The sequence below is a fragment of the Sphingomonas sp. SP5 genome (genome assembly GCF_058313455.1).
Map to the genome: position 1 here is coordinate 135,312 of NZ_JBZFLF010000001.1, position 16,391 is coordinate 151,702.

Below are 16,391 nucleotides of genomic sequence, written 5' to 3' on the forward strand. Positions count from 1 at the left end.
GGCTCCTGGCTAGCGGCGATAGATACGATCGAGCACCTCGGCGCTGCGAACGAACTGTTCGGTCGCGGGATCGAAGCGGGGCGAGGCGGCAAGCCGCTCCGCCCAGACGGACGCGGACCGCGCGCCCCAGGCATCGGGCGGCGTGGCCAGCGTCCGGCGCTGCGTACCGGTGAAATGCTCCGCCGTGAAGTCATAGAAGGAGCCTGCGACGTTGCGCAGCGCCGCGCCGCCGCGGGTGCCGTAGAAGGATGCGTCGATCACCGCATCCTGCCCGGCATGCAGGTTCCACGAACAGGCGAGGCGGATATCGGCCGTGCCCGCGGTGAAGCGCGCCGTGGCGAAATCCTCGACCTGGCCGGGCGTGAGCGGGGCGCCGGCGGCAAGCAGCGTCGCCTGCACGTCGCCGACCGGCGGAAAGCCCAGCACCCAGAGGGCGAGATCGACGAGGTGGACGCCGAGGTCGATGACGCAGCCCCCCCCCGATTGCGCGGGATCGAAGAACCACGGCTTGCCCGGTCCGTAGGCGTTGTGGAAGGTGAGATCGACTGCGAAGACCTCGCCCAGCCCACCGTCGCGGATCAGCGCGGCGATCTGGCGCATCCCCTCGGTATGTCGGTACGACAGGTCGACGCCCAGCAGCCGGTCCGCGGCGCGTGCCGCATCGATCACCGCCTGCGTCTCAGGTGCCGACCGGCCGAGCGGCTTCTGGCAGAACACCGCCGCCCCGGCGTCCAGCGCGGCGATCGACTGCGCGGCATGGAGCGCCGACGGCGTGGCGATCACCACTCCATCGAGGCCGAGCGCCAGCATCGCGTCGAGCGACTCGACGATGGCGGCCTGCGGGGCGAGCGCCTGCGCATCCGCAAGGCACTCGGCCGACGGATCGCAGATCGCGGCGACGGTGATCGCGCCCGTGGCGACCATTGCCTCCATGCGATGCCGCCCGATCCAGCCCGTCCCCAGGAATCCTACGCGTGGTAGCGACACGTCATTCTCTCCATCAATCCCGGCCACGGCGGTCGGCGGGATAGTCGATCAGCGCCTTGACGAACCCCGCCGGCTTGTCGCGCGTCGCATCCAGCGCCTCACCCAGCCGCTCCAGCGGATAGCGATGGGTGTAGAGCGGCGCCGGATCGAACCGCCCGCTGGCCACGGCATCGATCGCCTCGCGCAGGCCCAGCATCTGCACGCCGGGATCGCGCTCGTGCGCGTTGACGACGTCGATCCCCTTCCAGTTCCATTCCTGCATGTTGACCTGCCGCGGCCCGTCCTGGTGGTAACCCGCCACCACCAGCCGCCCGCCGAAGCCGATTAGCGCCGTGGCGAGATCAAGCGGCCATTGCTTGCCGACCGCCTCGATCACCCGCTCGCACAAGCCTTCGCCGGTCAGCGCCTTGACCTGTTCGATGATCGCCCAGTGATCGTCCATCGGGATCGTCTCGGCCGCGCCGTAATGCCGGGCGAGGTCGAGGCTTTCGGGCCGGCGCGAGATCGCGATGACCCGTGCGCCGGCGTCGCTCGCAAGCTTGGTCAGCACCGCGCCCAGGAATCCGATGCCGACGATCGCCACCGTCTGGCCGGCGCGGATGTCGCTGCGCCGGAAGATGTTGAAGGCGCAGCCGAGCGGTTCGCCGGGGAAGGGCTGGCCATCCAGCGCGGCCGGCAGCAGCGCCACCCGGTCGGCCTCGGCCACGTCGTAATCCGCAAACGACCGGTAGGAGAGCGCGGCGACGCGGTCGCCGATCGCGATCCCCTCCACGCCGGCCCCCAGCGCGTCGATCCGCCCCCAGCCTTCGTGACCGAGGCCGCCGGCCACGCCGGGATAGGTCATCCACGGCAGCCCCGCCCAGGGTTCGAGGTTCGACGCGCAGACGCCGCACCCTTCCAGCTTCAGCCGCACTTCGCCCGGACCCGGTTCGGGGCGCGTCGCCGACGTCACCTCGATCCGGCCGGGCGCGGCGAGTGTCGCTGCCTGCATCGTTTCTGCAACCATATGATCTTCCATAGCTTTACCAATTCCATGACCGACACTGGCATGCAGTCCGCCTTGCGGGACAACATCGCCGCCCTGGCCGAGCGAGCCCGGCACGAACGGCGCAACGCGCCGCTCGCCGCGCGCATCGCCGATGCCATCACCCGCTTCACCGGATCGATGACCTTCGTCGTCCTCCATCTGGTGGTCTACGGCCTGTGGATCCTCGCCAATATCGGGTGGTTGCCGGGCGTGCCGCGGTTCGACCCCACCTTCGTCATCCTGGCGTCCGAGGCGTCGGTGGAGGCGATCTTCCTCTCCACCTTCGTGCTCATCAGCCAGAACCGGATGGCCGCCGCTGCCGATCGGCGCGCCGACCTCGACCTCCATACCAATCTGCTTGCCGAGCACGAGCTGACCCGGCTCGCCGCGCTGGTCGGCCGCATCGCCGAACGGCTCGACGTGCCAGTCACCGACCGCGAGATCGAACGCGACGTCGAGCCCGCGCGCGTCCTCGATGCGCTCGACGCCCAGCGCGATGCCTGACCTCATGCCGCCGCGATGCTGGGTTCCACCGCGGCGGGTGCGTAGCGATCGATCATCCAGGCGCAGAAATCGGCGAATTGCTGCGGATCGCGCGGCGGGCTGGTATGGTGCGGCTGCACCCCCAGATGCTCGGGCGTGAAGCAGAAGGTGACGGTGACCTCGAAATCGGCGAGCGCCTCCATCTGCCGGTCGAACCAGTCGATCGCATCGGGCCGGAAGCTGTCCGCCCAGCTCAATCCGGTGCGCAACCGCCGCGTCCCCAGCCGCTTCATCCAGGCGACCGCATCGTCCAGCCGCGGGTCCTGATAATGGAACCATTGCATCAGGCCCATCCGATCCGCCACCGCGGCATAATCGTCCAGGCTCGGCTTGGCGCTTCCATCCTCGCGGATCAGGCCCATGTAGAAATGGCGGTAATAGCTCGATCCCTCCGCCTCGCGGTGGCGCGTCGTCGCGCCCCAGCTGTGCGGCAGGTCGTACAGCGAATACCAGAAGACGCGCGGCACGCGGTCGAGCAGCAGCTCGGCGGTCTTGCGGACGCCGAACACCTGCACCTCTTCGGCGCCGAAGCTGCCGACGCCGACCTCCGTCGCCCAGATCGGCTTGTCGGGGCACACCGCCTCGATCTCGGCGATCTTGTCCGGCCAGGCGTGGATCGGCCACAGGTTCCAGTCGAGCGGGAAGCCGTGCACCGCGACCACGTCCACCGCATCGAGCGCGCCGTGGCCGCGCATCCGATTGACCCAGTCGGGATCGATCGGGCTCATGCCGCCCAGCACGCGCGTCACCGCCGGGTTGATCGCGTGGATCGCATTGCCGGCGCGGATCACCGTATCGGCGAACAGCGACCAGTCGGGGTCGATCTCCGGGTCCCAATGCGATTTGTTGTTGGGTTCGTTCCAGATCATCGCCGCTTCGATCATGCCTTGTCCCCCCTGTCTGGATAGACCGCTGCCGGCCCATATTCGCCATACGGCACCGGCGCGACGCGGCAGAGGAACACCTCAGCCTCAGGCTGCGCCTCGATCGTGAACCCCGCCGCGCGCAGCATCGCCGCGCTGCATGCCGCATTCGGCGCCCACCAATTGGTCCAGTCGTGCGCGAACTCGCGCTCGATGAAATGCATCTTGGGGTAGCCCGGCTCGTCGAAATAGGCTGGCGGCGTATGCGTGCCGGGGACGTGGAAGGGATGATCCTCCGGCACCGGATACACCTCGCGGCTGCCCTGCTGCATCGTCTGGAACAGCATCAGGTCGCCTGCGACATGCTCGCGGATCAGGTCCAGCGCCAGCAACGGATGGCGCAGATGGTAGAGCACGCCCATGAAGATCACGAGGTCGAACCGCTCGCCCAGCGCCCCCACGTCGTAGACCGAACAGTTGCGGAACTCGATGCCGTCGAACCCCAGCGCCTCTGCCGCCAGCCGCGCCTGCGCCAGATAGCGTTCGTCGCTGTCGATGCCGAGCACGCGGCTCGCCCCGCGCCGCTTCATCTCGACGGCATAGAAGCCGGCGTTGCAGCCGATATCCAGCACCGACTTTCCGGTCAGGTCGGCGGGCAAGGCATCGGCGAAGCGGGCGAACTTGAAGCGCGGATAATCGCCCAGGAAATGGTCGGGCGCGGTATGGATGCCGTGGCCGAGATCGATGTTGTGGAACCACGGCGCCAGCCGCTCCACTTCGCTGCGCAACACGTCGGGCGTCATGCCGCGATCCTTTCGTTGAGACTGACCAGCCGCGCGCCCCAATCGCCCATCACCACCCGAGTGACCGAGGCGGGGCCGATGTCGAAGCGCAGCAGATGGTCGAGCGGCAGGCCGATGGCATGGGCGACCGCGCCGCGGATCATGTCGGAATGGCTGACCAGCGCCACCGTCGCGCCATCCGCCGCGGCGGCGACTCCCCGCATGTAGCCGGTGATCCGCGCCTGCGCCTCCGCCATCGTCTCGCCGCCGGGGATGCGCGCGGTGCCGCGCTGCGTGTTCCACGCGTCCCACGCCGGTCCTCGGAGGGTATCGAAGGCGGCACCCGTCCAATCGCCCATGTCGATCTCGATCAGCGCCTCGACCGCCTCCGGCGGCGGCAGGCCGGCCGCATCGGCGATCGCCTGTGCGGTGTCGCGCGTCCGCTCCAGCGGACTGCACGCGATCCGGTCGATCCGCTCGCTCGCCAGCGCCTGTCCCAGCGCGGCGGCCTGCGCCCGCCCGGTGTCGCTGAGCGCCACACCGGGCATGCGGCCGGACAAATAGCGATCGAGATGCACGTGCGCCGCATGGCGGATCAACAGAAACGTCGTCGTCAAGGCTGTGGCTTCGTCAAATGCATCCCCGGTGATTCGACGTTGCACTTAACATCGATCAAGAGAAATGTGGTACAAGCCAGTAGGAACAAAGAAGAAGAAGGTTCGTTCCACCCTCGTAGCGATTATCCGAATACGAGGGGGCGGGGGCTGAATGCATCGAACTGACACCATGGGACCCGGAGTGTCGTTGATCTGGATCAACAGGCCGTGAGCGAAACGGTCCTCATCACGGGCGGCGCCGGCTTCATCGGCCGCTTCGTCGCCGACGAACTGCTCCGCCGCGGCAACCGCGTGCGGGTGCTCGACAGCCTGATCCCGCAAGTCCACGGGCAGGCCCTGCATGCCGGCGAAGGCCGCCCGCCGCTGTTGAGCGACGAGGTCGAGCTCATCAGGGGCGACGTGCGCGATGGCGATGCCGTCGCACGCGCGTTGCAGGGCGTCGACAGCGTCGTCCATCTCGCGGCAGAGGTCGGCGTCGGCCAGTCGATGTATGAGGTGGAGCGCTATACCTCGACCAACGACGTCGGCACCGCGGTGCTGTTCGAACGGCTGATCGACCAGCCGGTCCGCCGCGTCGTCACCGCCTCGTCCATGTCGATCTACGGCGAGGGGCTGTACCGCGACGCCGACGGGCAGCTCGTCGAGAATGCGGAGCGCGGCCAGGTGCGCGACGGCATGGCGAACTGGGATCCGGTCGACGCGCAGGGGCGCACGCTGACCCCGGTGGCGACGCCCGAGTGGAAGCGGCCCAGCCTCGCCTCGATCTACGCGCTCAACAAATATGTGCAGGAACGCACCACCCATATCATGGCGCGGCCCTATGGCATCGAGGGCGTGTGCCTGCGCCTGTTCAACGTCTATGGCCCGGGTCAGGCGCTTTCCAACCCCTACACCGGCGTGCTCGCGATCTTCGCATCCCGGCTCCTCAACGGCCAAAAGCCGATGATCTACGAAGATGGCGAACAGCGCCGCGACTTCGTCCACGTATCCGACGTAGCCCACGCCTTCGCCGATGCGCTGGTGCTGCCGCAGGCAGTGGACCAGACCTTCAACATCGGGTCCGGCCACGACCGGTCGGTGACCGAGGTGGCCGAGGCGCTCGCCAGGGCGATGGGCAAGAACGATCTCCGGCCGGAGATCGTCGGCAAGGCGCGGATCGGCGACATCCGCCACTGCTTCTGCGACACCAGCCTTGCAAAGGAACGTATCGGCTTCGAAGCGCGGGCCGACTTCATCGAAGGACTCGCCGAACTCGCCGAATGGGTCGGCGAACAGACCGCCGAGGACAATGTCGCGACGGCGCGGGCGGAACTGGAGAAGCGGGGGCTGGTGGCGTGAGCGACGGGTGTCCCACCGTCATCCCGGCGAACGCCGGGACCCATCGATACGATCGGCCGATGTTGCTCCGTTCCATCGACGGCATCGACCCCATGGATCCCGGCGTTCGCCGGGATGACGCCGAGAAGGGCGGAGCATTCCATGTCCGGTGACGCCCCCATCCTCGTCACCGGAGGCGCTGGCTTCATCGGCTCCAACATCGCCGATCGTCTCGCTGCCGAGGGCCACGACGTCCTGATCTACGACGCGCTCTCGCGCCCCGGGGTGGAGCGCAACCTTGCGTGGCTCCAGGATCGGCACGGATCGCGCATCACCGCCATCCGCGCCGATGTCCGCAACGCCGACGAACTCGGCCGTGCGGTCGCCGAGGCGCAGGCGGTGTTCCACATGGCGGCGCAGGTCGCGGTCACCACCAGCATGGAGGACCCGCGGGCCGATCTCGAGATCAATATCCTCGGCACGTTCAACCTGCTGGAGGCGCTGCGTCGCAAGCCGGGCACGCCCGTCGTCTTCGCCTCGACCAACAAGGTGTACGGCGATCTCGCCGACCTCGATTTCGCACGCGACGGCGACACCTACGTTCCCGTCGATGCCGGAGTCCGCGCCCATGGCATAGGGGAGGATCGGCCGCTCGACTTCCACACGCCCTATGGCGTGTCGAAGGGGGCGGCCGACCAATATGTCCTCGATTACGCGCGCAGCTTCGGCGTGCCCGCGGCGGTGCTGCGGATGAGCTGCATCTATGGCCAGCGCCAGATGGGGACGGAGGATCAGGGCTGGGTCGCCCATTTCCTGATCCGTGCGCTCGAAGGCCGGCCGATCACGCTGTACGGCGATGGCTATCAGGTCCGCGACATCCTCGACGTGTCGAACGCCGTCGAAGCCTATCTCCATGCCTGGCAACGGATCGACAGGGTAAAGGGCAGGGCGTTCAACCTCGGTGGCGGCCCCGCCAATGCCGTGTCGCTGCGCGTGCTGCTCGCACACATCGGCGCGCTGATCGGACGCGAGGTGGACGTGTCCTTCTCCGACTGGCGCGCCGGCGACCAGCGCTATTTCGTCGCCGATACGCGGGCTGCGGACGCGGCGCTCGGCCTGTCGGCGAAGGTGCCGTGGCGCGACGGCGTCGCTGGATTGGCGCGCTGGCTGGCCGCGGAGCGCGGCTTCAACCAGCCGATCGGCATGGGCCTGTCCGTGGCCGCGGAATGAGGGTTCTCGTCACCACCGATGCGGTCGGCGGCGTCTGGCAATATACCGCCGAACTCGCCAACGCATTGGGTAAGGAGGGCGTCGAGTGCATCGTCGCGGTGCTGGGTCCGTCGCCGAGCGCCGATCAGCGCGCCCTGTTGCAGCACGGTGCCTGCACGCTGGTGGAAACCGGCCTGCCGCTCGACTGGATGTGCGCGGATGCGGCGCCGGTGCTCGCAGCGGGTGAGGCGATCGCAGCGCTGGCGGTGGCGCGCGGCGTCGACCTCATCCACTACAACATGCCGACGCTGGCGGCGTTCGGGCCGCTGCCCGTGCCGTCGATCGCGGTCGCGCACGGCTGCGTCTCCACCTGGTGGGAAGCGGCCAAGGGTACGCCACTGGGGCGCGACTATCGCTGGCACCGCGCGCTCACTGCGGATGGTCTTCGCGCCGTCAATGCCGTGGTCGCGCCGACTGCCGCCTATGCCGCGATCGTCGCCCGCCACTACCGGCTCGATCGGGCGCCGCTCGCCGTCCACAATGGCCGGACGCCTGCGCCCGGTTACGACCCGGCAGCGCCGATCGCCGATGTCGCGTTGACGGTCGGCCGGTTGTGGGACGGGGTGAAGAACGCCGCCTTGCTCGATCGCGCCGCCGCCCGGCTGCCGATCCCCTTCCTCGCCGCCGGCGCATCGCGCGGTCCGCATGGCGAGACGATCCGGCTCGATCACCTGCGCGAACTCGGCCACCTGTCCGGCGAACAGATCGCCGCGCATCTCGCCAAGCGGCCGATCTTCGTCTCCGCCGCGAGCTTCGAACCGTTCGGCCTTGCCGTGCTGGAGGCGGCGCAGGCCGGCTGCGCCCTCGTCCTTTCCGACATCCCGACGTTCCGCGAACTGTGGGACGGCGCCGCCCGGTTCGTCCCGCTCGACGGCGCCTGGTGCGAGGCGATCGAGGCGCTGGTGCTCGACACCGCTGCCCGCTCCCGCCTCGGCGGCGCCGCACGCGCCCGCGCCGCCCGCTACACGCCCGATGCCACTGCCGCGCGCATGGTGTCGCTCTATCGCGACACCATCGCCGCGCACCCGACGCCCCGGAAAGCCGCCGCATGAGAATCGTCTATTTCACCCACAGCCTGGCCTCCTGCTGGAACCACGGCAACGCGCATTTTCTGCGCGGCGTGCTCAGCGAGCTGATCGCACGCGGCCACGATGTCCGCGTCTTCGCACCCGAGAACGCCTGGAGCCTCGCCAACCTCGTCGCCGATCATGGTCCGGACGGGCTCGATGCCTATCGCACGGCCTATCCGGAGCTGGGTTCGGTCAGCTACCCCGATGGCGCCGATGTCGCCGGGATGGTCGACGGTGCCGATCTGGTCCTCGTCCACGAATGGAACGACCATCGTCTGGTCGCCGACCTCGGCATGCTGCGCAAGCGCGGCGCGCCCTGGACGCTGCTGTTCCACGACACGCATCACCGCGCGGTCAGCGAACCCGATCAGATGCGCGCCTACGACCTGTCGGGCTACGATGGGGTCCTCGCGTTCGGCGAAACGCTGAGCGAGGTGTACCGGGGCTGGGGCTGGGGCGGGCGCGTCTGGACGTGGCACGAGGCCGCCGACATCCGCCGCTTCCACCCGCCCGAGGTGGAGGGCGAGCGCGACGGCCTCGTCTGGATCGGCAACTGGGGCGACGGGGAGCGCACGGAGGAACTGGAACGCTTCCTGTTCCGGCCGGCGCAGGAGGCCGGCCTGCCGCTCGACATCTACGGCGTCCGCTATCCGCAGGCGGCGCGCGACACGCTCGCCCGCTATGGCATCGGCTATCACGGCTGGGCGCCCAATGCTGCCGCTCCCGGCCTGTTCGCCCGCGCGCTCGCGACCGTCCACGTGCCACGTCGCTATTATGCGACGATCCTGCCCGGCATCCCGACGATCCGGGTGTTCGAGGCGCTCGCCTGCGGCATCCCGCTGGTGTCCGCACCCTGGCAGGACAGCGAGGGCCTGTTCACGGTCGGCAGCGACTTTCTGATGGTCGACGGCGGCGAGGCGATGACCCGCGCGCTCAGGACCTTGCGCGACGACGCAGACCTGCGCGCCTCGCTCGTCGCCTCCGGCCTCGCCACCATCCGCGCGCGCCATACCTGCGCGCACCGCGTCGACGAACTGCTCGCCATCGTCGCCAATCTCCAGGGTCGCCTCCAGACCCCGCTCCACAGGAACGCCGCATGAAGATCGCCTTTTACGGCTCCAGCCTCGTCTCCAGCTACTGGAACGGCGCCGCGACCTATTATCGCGGCATCCTGAAGGCCCTGCATGCCCGCGGGTATGACATCACCTTCTACGAACCCGACGCCTTCGATCGCCAGCAGCATCGCGATATCGATCCGCCGCCCTACGCGAAGTCGGTCGTCTATCCCGCGACCACCGACGCACTGAACGCGGTGCTCGCCGAGGCGGCGGACGCCGACATCATTGTCAAGGCGAACGGCGTGGGCGTGTTCGACGCCGAGTTGCTGCAAGGCATCGTCCGCCACGCGCGCGGCGATGCGCTCAAGATCTTCTGGGATGTGGACGCCGCGGCGACGCTGGACGAGATGCGCGGCGATCCGTCGCATCCGGTGCGCGCGGTGCTGCCCGACCTCGATATGGTGCTGACCTATGGCGGTGGTCCGCCGGTGGTGAACGCTTACACCGGCTTCGGTGCCGCGCAATGCGTCCCTGTCTACAACGCGCTCGACCCCGAGACGCATCACCCCGTGCCGCGCGACGAACGCTTCGCCTGCGACCTCGCCTTCCTCGGTAACCGTTTGCCCGACCGCGAGGCGCGGGTGGAGGAATTCTTCCTGCGGCCGGCTGCGCTGCTGCCCGAGCAGAGCTTTCTGATCGGCGGCAACGGCTGGGACAGCAAGGCGATGCCGGGCAACGTCCGTCACCGCGGTCATGTCTACACCGCCGAACACAATGCCTTCAACTGCACGCCCCGCGCCGTGCTCAACGTGGCGCGCGACAGCATGGCCCATATCGGCTTCTCGCCGGCGACGCGCGTGTTCGAGGCGGCGGGCGCGGCGGCCTGCCTCATCACCGATGCCTGGGAGGGGATCGAACAGTTCCTGATCCCCGATCGCGAGGTGCTGGTCGCCCGCGACGGGCAGGACGTCGCCGATCACCTCGCGGCGCTCACCCCCGACAAGGCGGAGGCGATCGGCCGCGCCGCGCTCGCCCGCGTGCTCGCCGAACACACCTATGATCTTCGCGGCGAACAGGTCGACGCGCTGTTCCAGACGCAGCGGGTGAGGGAGGCGGCATGAAGCTCGTCGTTCTCGGCCTCAGCCTCGGATCGTCCTGGGGCAATGGCCATGCCACCACCTTCCGCGCGCTGCTGAAGGCATTCGCGGCGAGGGGACACGACGTGCTGTTCCTCGAACGCGAAGTGCCCTGGTACGCCGGCGCGCATCGCGATCTGCCCAACCCGGATTTCTGCGAACTCGCCTATTACCGCGATCTCGACGATCTCGCCCACTGGCGGGCGCGCATCGCAGACGCGGACGCGGTGATCGTCGGATCCTATGTGCCCGATGGCGTCGCCGTCGCACGGCTGGTGCAGGGATGGGCAGGGGGCGTCACCGCCTTCTACGATATCGATACCCCCGTCACCCTCGCCAAGCTCGCCCGCGGCGACTTCGAATATCTCGCGCCGGAGGTGATCCCCGGCTACGACATCTACCTCAGCTTCACCGGCGGCCCGACGCTCGACCGGCTGGAGCGCGACTTCGGCTCGCCCGCCGCCCGCGCGCTCTATTGCTCGGTAGATACCGCCGCCTATCGCCCGCTCGACGTGCCCAAGCGCTGGGACCTCACCTATCTCGGCACCTATAGCGACGATCGCCAGCCGACGCTCACCCGCCTGCTGATCGACGTCGCGCGCGCGCAGCCGCATCGCCGCTTCGCCGTCGCCGGCCCGCAATATCCCGCCGACATAGACTGGCCCGCCAACGTCGAGCGGATCGAACACCTGCCGCCCGCCGACCATGCCGCCTTCTACTCGGCCTCGCGTTTCACGCTCAACGTGACGCGCGCTGACATGATCGCCGCCGGCTGGTCGCCCTCCGTCCGCCTGTTCGAAGCGGCAGCGTGCGGCACGCCGATCATCTCGGATCGCTGGGCCGGGCTCGACACGATCTTCGCCGCGGGGACCGAGATCATCCTTGCCGACACCACGCAGGACGTCATCGCCGCGCTCGACCGCGACGCCGCCGCACTGGGCGAAGCCGCCCGCGCGCGGGTTCTCGCCGCGCATGGCGCCGACACCCGCGCCGCCGAACTCGAAGCCTATCTGACCGAAAGCCGTGCCGTGACCGATCGCCCCCTCTCGACACTCGTCGCCGGCGGCGCCGGCTTCATCGGCTCGCACCTGTGCCGGGCGCTGCTCGACCGTGGCGAGCATGTCGTCTGCGTCGACAATCTCCAGACCTCGCGCCCGTCGAACCTCGCCGCGCTGGAGGGGCATCCGCACTTCACCTTCGTCGAGGCCGACGTGGTCGAGGCGCTGCCGCCCGCGGTGACCGATCGTCGTTACGCCCGCATCTACAATCTCGCCTGCGCGGCATCGCCGCCGCAATATCAGGCCGATCCCGAACATACGATGCTGACCAACGTCGTCGGCACCGACCGGCTGCTGCGCCTTGCCGAGGCGAACGGGGCACGCTTCCTCCTCACCTCGACGAGCGAGGTGTACGGCGATCCCGAACATCACCCGCAGCAGGAAAGCTACCGCGGTTTCGTCAGCTGCACCGGCCCCAGGGCCTGCTATGACGAGGGCAAGCGCGCCGCCGAGGCGCTGACCTTCGATTTCGCCCGCATGGGGCGAGCGGACGTGCGCGTCGCCCGCATCTTCAACACCTACGGCCCGCACATGAACCCCGATGACGGCCGCGTCGTCTCCAACCTCATTGTCCAGGCGCTGTCGGGCGATCCGATCACCATCTACGGCGACGGCAGCCAGACGCGCAGCTTCTGCTACGTCTCGGACCTCGTCGCCGGACTGATCGCGCTGATGGACGCGGCGTTCGACGGGCTGGCACCGGTCAACCTCGGTAATCCCAACGAGATGACGATCAACGAGCTGCTCGGCCACGTCGTCGCGCTCACCGGCACCGATGCCGAGGTCGTGCAGCGCCCGCTGCCGGTCGACGATCCGCGCCGCCGCCGCCCGGATATCGCGCGCGCCAAGGCGCTGCTCGACTGGGAGCCGCAGGTCGCGCTGGAGGAGGGGCTGGCGCGGACCTGCGCATGGTTCGCCGCCGAGATCGGCGTCGCGACCTGCGCCGATCCGCTCGCCTGCGCGGCCGAATAGGCCGATCAGGGAACGTTGCTGCTTCGTTTCGGTTGGAACCCGCGATGAGCGACACGATGACCGTTTGCAGCGACGCCCCAGATCCGGCGCGTTATCCCCATACCAGCCGCTTCCTGCTCGGGCGCGGTCGGGCGCGGATGACGGCGGAGGAATTGCAGGTCCTTGAGGACGCGGCGTCTGCGGTAAAGGATTATCCTGCCCGCCACACCTTGGTCCGCCGCGGCGAACCGGTGTCGCAGAGCATGATGCTGATCGAGGGCTATGTCTCGCGGTACATGGACGATCGGGAGGGGTATCGGCAGCTGGTGTCGGTGCATATCCCCGGCGACTTCGTCGACCTGCACGGCTTTCCGACCGGCCGGCTGGACCATGACGTCGGTACGCTGGGGCCGGTCAGGATGGCGCTGTTCGACCATGAAACACTGGTCGGCATCACCGAACGGCATCCGCGGCTGACGCGCTTCCTCTGGTTCGCGACCCTGATCGATGCCGCCATGCATCGCGAATGGATCTTCCGCCTGGGCCGGTTGGGCGCGGAGGGGCGGCTTGCCCACTTCTTCTGCGAACTCAACGCGCGGCTGGAGATGGTCGGGCTGGCCGGCGATGGGCGGTTCGACCTGCCGCTGACCCAGCCCGACCTTGCCGAGGCGTGCGGCCTCACCGGCGTCCACGTCAACCGCACGCTGCGCACCTTGCGCGAGCAGGGACTCCTCACCTTCCGCAACGGGCAGGTGGAGATCCTCGATCGTGCGGGCCTCGCCGCGGTTGCGGAGTTCGACCCGGACTACCTTTATTCCGAATGTGGAGCGTGGAAGCTGCCATGACACGAGACGGCGCAGGACATAGCGCGCAAGTGCACGACGACGCAGGCCGGGTGACCACCGAAAGCGGCCAGGTGATGCTGGATGGCCCCGACGGTGTCGCCGTCGCGATGACGCCGCGTGCGGCGGCGGAAACCGGTCGCCGCCTGATCGCCGGGGCGGAGGCGGCGGAAAGGGATCGCACGGAGTGACGAAACCGGATCAGCGGCTATGCTGAGCGCCAGCCCTGATCCGGAGTTCGCCTTGCCCCCTTCATCCCCGCCCGGCCGCCTCAAGTCGATCCTCGGCGGATCGGCCGGCAACCTCGTCGAATGGTTCGACTGGTACGTCTATTCGGCGTTCGGCCTGTATTTCGCGCCGCACTTCTTCCCGAAGGGTGATCCGACCGCGCAATTGCTCAACACGGCCGCGGTGTTCGCGGTCGGCTTCGTCATGCGGCCGATCGGCGCCTGGATCATGGGCATCTATGCCGACCGACACGGGCGCAAGGCCGGCCTGACGCTGTCGGTGACGCTGATGTGTGCGGGTGCGTTCCTGATCGCCATCTGCCCCGGCTATGCCAGCATCGGCTGGCGGGCGCCGGCACTGCTGGTGTTCGCACGGCTGATGCAGGGGCTGTCGGTCGGCGGCGAATATGGCGCCAGCGCGGTGTATCTGTCGGAAATGGCGGGGCGGAACCGGCGCGGCTTCTTCTCGTCCTTCCAATATGTCACGCTCATCGCCGGCCAGCTGCTGGCGCTGTTCACGCTGCTGCTGCTGCAGGGCGTCCTCAGCGAAGCGCAGCTGGAGGATTGGGGCTGGCGCCTGCCGTTCGCGCTCGGCGGCCTGCTCGCCATCGCCGTCTTCCGCATCCGCCGCGGGCTCGCCGAGACCGAATCCTTCGAAAAGGCGCGCGGCGCGCCGAAATCGAGCGGCTGGCTGCTCTTCAGCCGCCACCCGCGCGAGGCGGCGACCGTCATTCTGCTCACCGCCGGCGGCACGCTCGCCTTCTACGCCTACACCACCTACATGCAGAAATTCCTGGTGAATACAGCGGGCTTCGGTCGCGAAACCGCGACCGGGATCATGACGGTCGCGCTGCTGCTCTATGCCGCGCTCCAGCCGCTGGCGGGCGCGCTGTCCGATCGGATCGGGCGTCGGCCGCTGATGATCGGCTTCGGTATCGCCGGCGTGCTCGCCACCGTGCCGATCTTCACGGCATTGGAAAGCGTGCGCAGCCCGCTTGCCGCCTGGGCGCTGGTGATGGCCGCACTGGTGATCGTCACCGGCTACACCTCGATCAACGCGGTGGTGAAGGCCGAGCTGTTTCCCGCCCATGTCCGCGCGCTCGGCGTCGCTTTGCCCTATGCGCTCGCCAACACGGCGTTCGGCGGCACCGCCGAATGGGTCGCCCTGCAGCTCAAGACGTGGCGGATGGAGGATGCCTTCTACTGGTACGTCACCGCGATGATCGCCGTCTCGCTCGTCACCTATTGGCGGATGCGCGACACCCGGGCGCACAGCGCCATCGCGGAGGATTAGGCCGCCCGCGGCAGCTCGATCGTCGCGGTCAGCCCGCCGCCCTCGCGGTTGGCCAAGCGGACGTCGCCGCCGGCCTCGCGGACGATCGTCCGCGCCAGCGCCAGTCCCAGCCCGATGCCGCCCGTATCGCGGTTGCGCGAGGTTTCGAGGCGGGTGAAGGCGTCGAACACGTCGGCAAGGCGCGCGTCCGGGATGCCCGGCCCGCGATCCGCCACCTCGATCAGCACCGATGCCGTGCCCGCGACCAGACGGACTTCGGCACCGCCGGCATATTTCACCGCATTCTCGATCAAGTTGCGGATCGCGCGCCGCATTAGCGACGGGCGCAGCCGCATGCGCAGCCGGGCCGCCTCCTCGAACGCCACATCCTGGTCGAGGTCCCGGAAATCCTCCACCACCGCGTCGACCAGCGCCGCCAGGTCGACCTCGGTGGGTGCCTCGCTCGGCCGCCCCAGCCGGGCGAGGGACAGGATGTCGTCCAGCGTCCGGTTCATGTCGGCAATGGTTTCCACCATCCGCGCGCGATCGATATCGTCCTCGACCGATTCGACGCGGACGCGCAGCGCGGCGAGTGGAGTTCGCAGGTCGTGCCCGATCGCCCCCAGCATCCGGTCCTTCTCGTCCAGCATCGCCGTCACGCGCAGCCGCAGCGCATTGAACGCCGCGACCAGCTGCGCCACGTCGTCGGGGCCAGCCGGTACCAGCGCGACGCCACCTTCGCCGGGGGTATAGCGTTCCGCCGCCTGCGTCAGGTCGCGCAGCGGTCGCGAGATGCGCCGCCCGGCGAGCAGCACGGGCAGCAGCACGATGATGTAGAGCACCGCCGTCTGCCCGGCGAGCCGCCACACGAGATCGCTGTCGTCGCGCACCCACAGGGTGCTCAGCACCAGCCAGCCCTTGCCCGGCCGTTCCACCGCGATCTGCAACTCGGCGCCCATCTCCATCACCCGCCGCATCCGCTTGGGCGGCAGGCGCCGCACCATGCGGTCGTGCGGATCGAGCGGCGTCAGCCCGGTGACGATCCGGCCGCTGGCCAGCCCCGCCTCCGCCAGCGCGCTGCGCAGCGCATCCTCTACCTCGGGCAGCGTCCTGGCGTTCGGCGGGATCGGGTTGCTGGCTTCGCGGCGGACGCGCCCGCGCTGTTCGCCGCCGGGCCGCGGCCGCTCGGTGGCGTCGATCAGCCGCGCGACGACCGGCCCGGTCACCTGCTCCAGCCGGAAACTGCGCCGCTCACGCAGCAGGAGGGCGAAATTGATCGCCTGCGCGACGAACAGCGCCACCGCCACCAGCAGCGCCAGCTGCCCGGCGAGGCTGCCCGGCAGGAGGCGCCGCAGGCTCCCGCCGCTCACG

Annotated in this window: 16 protein-coding genes and 1 pseudogene; 11 read left to right on the forward strand and 6 right to left on the reverse strand. The window is 69.0% G+C overall.

The genetic code is table 11. The annotated features are described in order from the left end of the window. Positions 1 to 9: 9 nt before the first annotated feature. Positions 10 to 1,014 (reverse strand): Gfo/Idh/MocA family protein, encoded by a 1,005-nt coding sequence (locus AC4GY7_RS00550; RefSeq protein ID WP_491111401.1) that lies wholly within the window; start codon positions 1,012 to 1,014, stop codon positions 10 to 12. Further along, a complete protein-coding gene (locus tag AC4GY7_RS00555; RefSeq protein ID WP_491111402.1) occupies positions 1,001 to 1,993 on the reverse strand; it encodes an MDR/zinc-dependent alcohol dehydrogenase-like family protein in 993 nt (330 codons plus the stop codon). Before AC4GY7_RS00555 ends, AC4GY7_RS00550 begins: the two co-directional genes overlap by 14 nt. 27 nt (positions 1,994 to 2,020) lie before the next feature. On the opposite strand from AC4GY7_RS00555, the gene AC4GY7_RS00560 reads away from it, so the two are divergent. Then, a complete protein-coding gene (locus AC4GY7_RS00560) occupies positions 2,021 to 2,518 on the forward strand; it encodes a DUF1003 domain-containing protein (RefSeq protein WP_491111404.1) in 498 nt (165 codons plus the stop codon). 2 nt (positions 2,519 to 2,520) lie between these two features. Here AC4GY7_RS00560 and AC4GY7_RS00565 read toward each other — a convergent pair whose 3' ends face one another. From AC4GY7_RS00565 to AC4GY7_RS00575, 3 genes are read right to left on the reverse strand one after another with little or no spacing between them, the layout of a single operon-like run. Further along, positions 2,521 to 3,441 (reverse strand): beta-xylosidase, encoded by a 921-nt coding sequence (locus AC4GY7_RS00565; protein ID WP_491111406.1) that lies wholly within the window; start codon positions 3,439 to 3,441, stop codon positions 2,521 to 2,523. Next, the gene (locus AC4GY7_RS00570) at positions 3,438 to 4,223 is read right to left on the reverse strand and encodes a TIGR04290 family methyltransferase (RefSeq protein WP_491111407.1); all 786 of its coding nucleotides are present in this window, start codon (positions 4,221 to 4,223) and stop codon (positions 3,438 to 3,440) included. The genes AC4GY7_RS00565 and AC4GY7_RS00570 overlap by 4 nt, the downstream gene beginning before the upstream one ends. Beyond that, positions 4,220 to 4,819 carry a histidine phosphatase family protein gene (locus AC4GY7_RS00575; protein WP_491111409.1) on the reverse strand — a complete coding sequence of 200 codons (600 nt, stop codon included), beginning with the start codon at positions 4,817 to 4,819 and terminating at the stop codon, positions 4,220 to 4,222. Before AC4GY7_RS00575 ends, AC4GY7_RS00570 begins: the two co-directional genes overlap by 4 nt. A gap of 207 nt (positions 4,820 to 5,026) precedes the next feature. On the opposite strand from AC4GY7_RS00575, the gene AC4GY7_RS00580 reads away from it, so the two are divergent. The 10 genes and pseudogenes from AC4GY7_RS00580 (at position 5,027) to AC4GY7_RS00625 (ending at position 15,041) form a co-directional block, all read left to right on the forward strand. Continuing rightward, positions 5,027 to 6,157, forward strand: a complete 1,131-nt coding sequence (locus AC4GY7_RS00580; protein WP_491111410.1) for an NAD-dependent epimerase/dehydratase family protein — start codon at positions 5,027 to 5,029, stop codon at positions 6,155 to 6,157. A gap of 141 nt (positions 6,158 to 6,298) precedes the next feature. After that, positions 6,299 to 7,366, forward strand: a complete 1,068-nt coding sequence (locus AC4GY7_RS00585) for an SDR family NAD(P)-dependent oxidoreductase (protein ID WP_491111412.1) — start codon at positions 6,299 to 6,301, stop codon at positions 7,364 to 7,366. Beyond that, positions 7,363 to 8,457: a glycosyltransferase family 4 protein gene (locus tag AC4GY7_RS00590; protein ID WP_491111414.1), complete on the forward strand. Its 1,095-nt coding sequence runs from the start codon at positions 7,363 to 7,365 to the stop codon at positions 8,455 to 8,457. Before AC4GY7_RS00585 ends, AC4GY7_RS00590 begins: the two co-directional genes overlap by 4 nt. Then, positions 8,454 to 9,575 carry a CgeB family protein gene (locus AC4GY7_RS00595; protein ID WP_491111416.1) on the forward strand — a complete coding sequence of 374 codons (1,122 nt, stop codon included), beginning with the start codon at positions 8,454 to 8,456 and terminating at the stop codon, positions 9,573 to 9,575. Before AC4GY7_RS00590 ends, AC4GY7_RS00595 begins: the two co-directional genes overlap by 4 nt. Next, positions 9,572 to 10,654 carry a CgeB family protein gene (locus AC4GY7_RS00600; RefSeq protein ID WP_491111418.1) on the forward strand — a complete coding sequence of 361 codons (1,083 nt, stop codon included), beginning with the start codon at positions 9,572 to 9,574 and terminating at the stop codon, positions 10,652 to 10,654. The genes AC4GY7_RS00595 and AC4GY7_RS00600 overlap by 4 nt, the downstream gene beginning before the upstream one ends. Further along, positions 10,651 to 11,661, forward strand: a pseudogene (locus tag AC4GY7_RS00605) (CgeB family protein); the annotation flags it as partial. The gene AC4GY7_RS00600 and the pseudogene AC4GY7_RS00605, both read left to right, overlap by 4 nt. A gap of 36 nt (positions 11,662 to 11,697) precedes the next feature. Continuing rightward, the gene (locus AC4GY7_RS00610; protein WP_491112066.1) at positions 11,698 to 12,699 is read left to right on the forward strand and encodes a UDP-glucuronic acid decarboxylase family protein; all 1,002 of its coding nucleotides are present in this window, start codon (positions 11,698 to 11,700) and stop codon (positions 12,697 to 12,699) included. Between the two features lie 44 nt (positions 12,700 to 12,743). Next, on the forward strand, positions 12,744 to 13,523 hold the full coding sequence (locus AC4GY7_RS00615; RefSeq protein ID WP_491111419.1) for a Crp/Fnr family transcriptional regulator: 780 nt from the start codon (positions 12,744 to 12,746) through the stop codon (positions 13,521 to 13,523). A 29-nt stretch (positions 13,524 to 13,552) separates the two neighbouring features. Further along, on the forward strand, positions 13,553 to 13,711 hold the full coding sequence (locus AC4GY7_RS00620; protein ID WP_491111421.1) for a hypothetical protein: 159 nt from the start codon (positions 13,553 to 13,555) through the stop codon (positions 13,709 to 13,711). Between the two features lie 52 nt (positions 13,712 to 13,763). Further along, on the forward strand, positions 13,764 to 15,041 hold the full coding sequence (locus tag AC4GY7_RS00625; RefSeq protein WP_491111423.1) for an MFS transporter: 1,278 nt from the start codon (positions 13,764 to 13,766) through the stop codon (positions 15,039 to 15,041). On the opposite strand, the gene AC4GY7_RS00630 is transcribed toward AC4GY7_RS00625, so the two are convergent. Beyond that, positions 15,038 to 16,390 (reverse strand): sensor histidine kinase, encoded by a 1,353-nt coding sequence (locus tag AC4GY7_RS00630; RefSeq protein ID WP_491111424.1) that lies wholly within the window; start codon positions 16,388 to 16,390, stop codon positions 15,038 to 15,040. The two genes, AC4GY7_RS00625 and AC4GY7_RS00630, sit on opposite strands and share 4 nt — an antisense overlap. Position 16,391 lies beyond the last annotated feature (1 nt).

Excerpts from the sequence above, each read along its gene's own strand:
- AC4GY7_RS00570 (WP_491111407.1), bottom strand. The coding sequence starts at position 4,223 with ATGACGCCCGACGTGTTGCGCAGCGAAGTGGAGCGGCTGGCGCCGTGG.
- AC4GY7_RS00595 (WP_491111416.1), top strand. The coding sequence starts at position 8,454 with ATGAGAATCGTCTATTTCACCCACAGCCTGGCCTCCTGCTGGAACCAC.
- AC4GY7_RS00560 (WP_491111404.1), top strand. The coding sequence starts at position 2,021 with ATGACCGACACTGGCATGCAGTCCGCCTTGCGGGACAACATCGCCGCC.
- AC4GY7_RS00555 (WP_491111402.1), bottom strand. The coding sequence starts at position 1,993 with ATGGTTGCAGAAACGATGCAGGCAGCGACACTCGCCGCGCCCGGCCGG.
- AC4GY7_RS00590 (WP_491111414.1), top strand. The coding sequence starts at position 7,363 with ATGAGGGTTCTCGTCACCACCGATGCGGTCGGCGGCGTCTGGCAATAT.
- AC4GY7_RS00615 (WP_491111419.1), top strand. The coding sequence starts at position 12,744 with ATGAGCGACACGATGACCGTTTGCAGCGACGCCCCAGATCCGGCGCGT.
- AC4GY7_RS00600 (WP_491111418.1), top strand. The coding sequence starts at position 9,572 with ATGAAGATCGCCTTTTACGGCTCCAGCCTCGTCTCCAGCTACTGGAAC.
- AC4GY7_RS00565 (WP_491111406.1), bottom strand. The coding sequence starts at position 3,441 with ATGATCGAAGCGGCGATGATCTGGAACGAACCCAACAACAAATCGCAT.
- AC4GY7_RS00585 (WP_491111412.1), top strand. The coding sequence starts at position 6,299 with ATGTCCGGTGACGCCCCCATCCTCGTCACCGGAGGCGCTGGCTTCATC.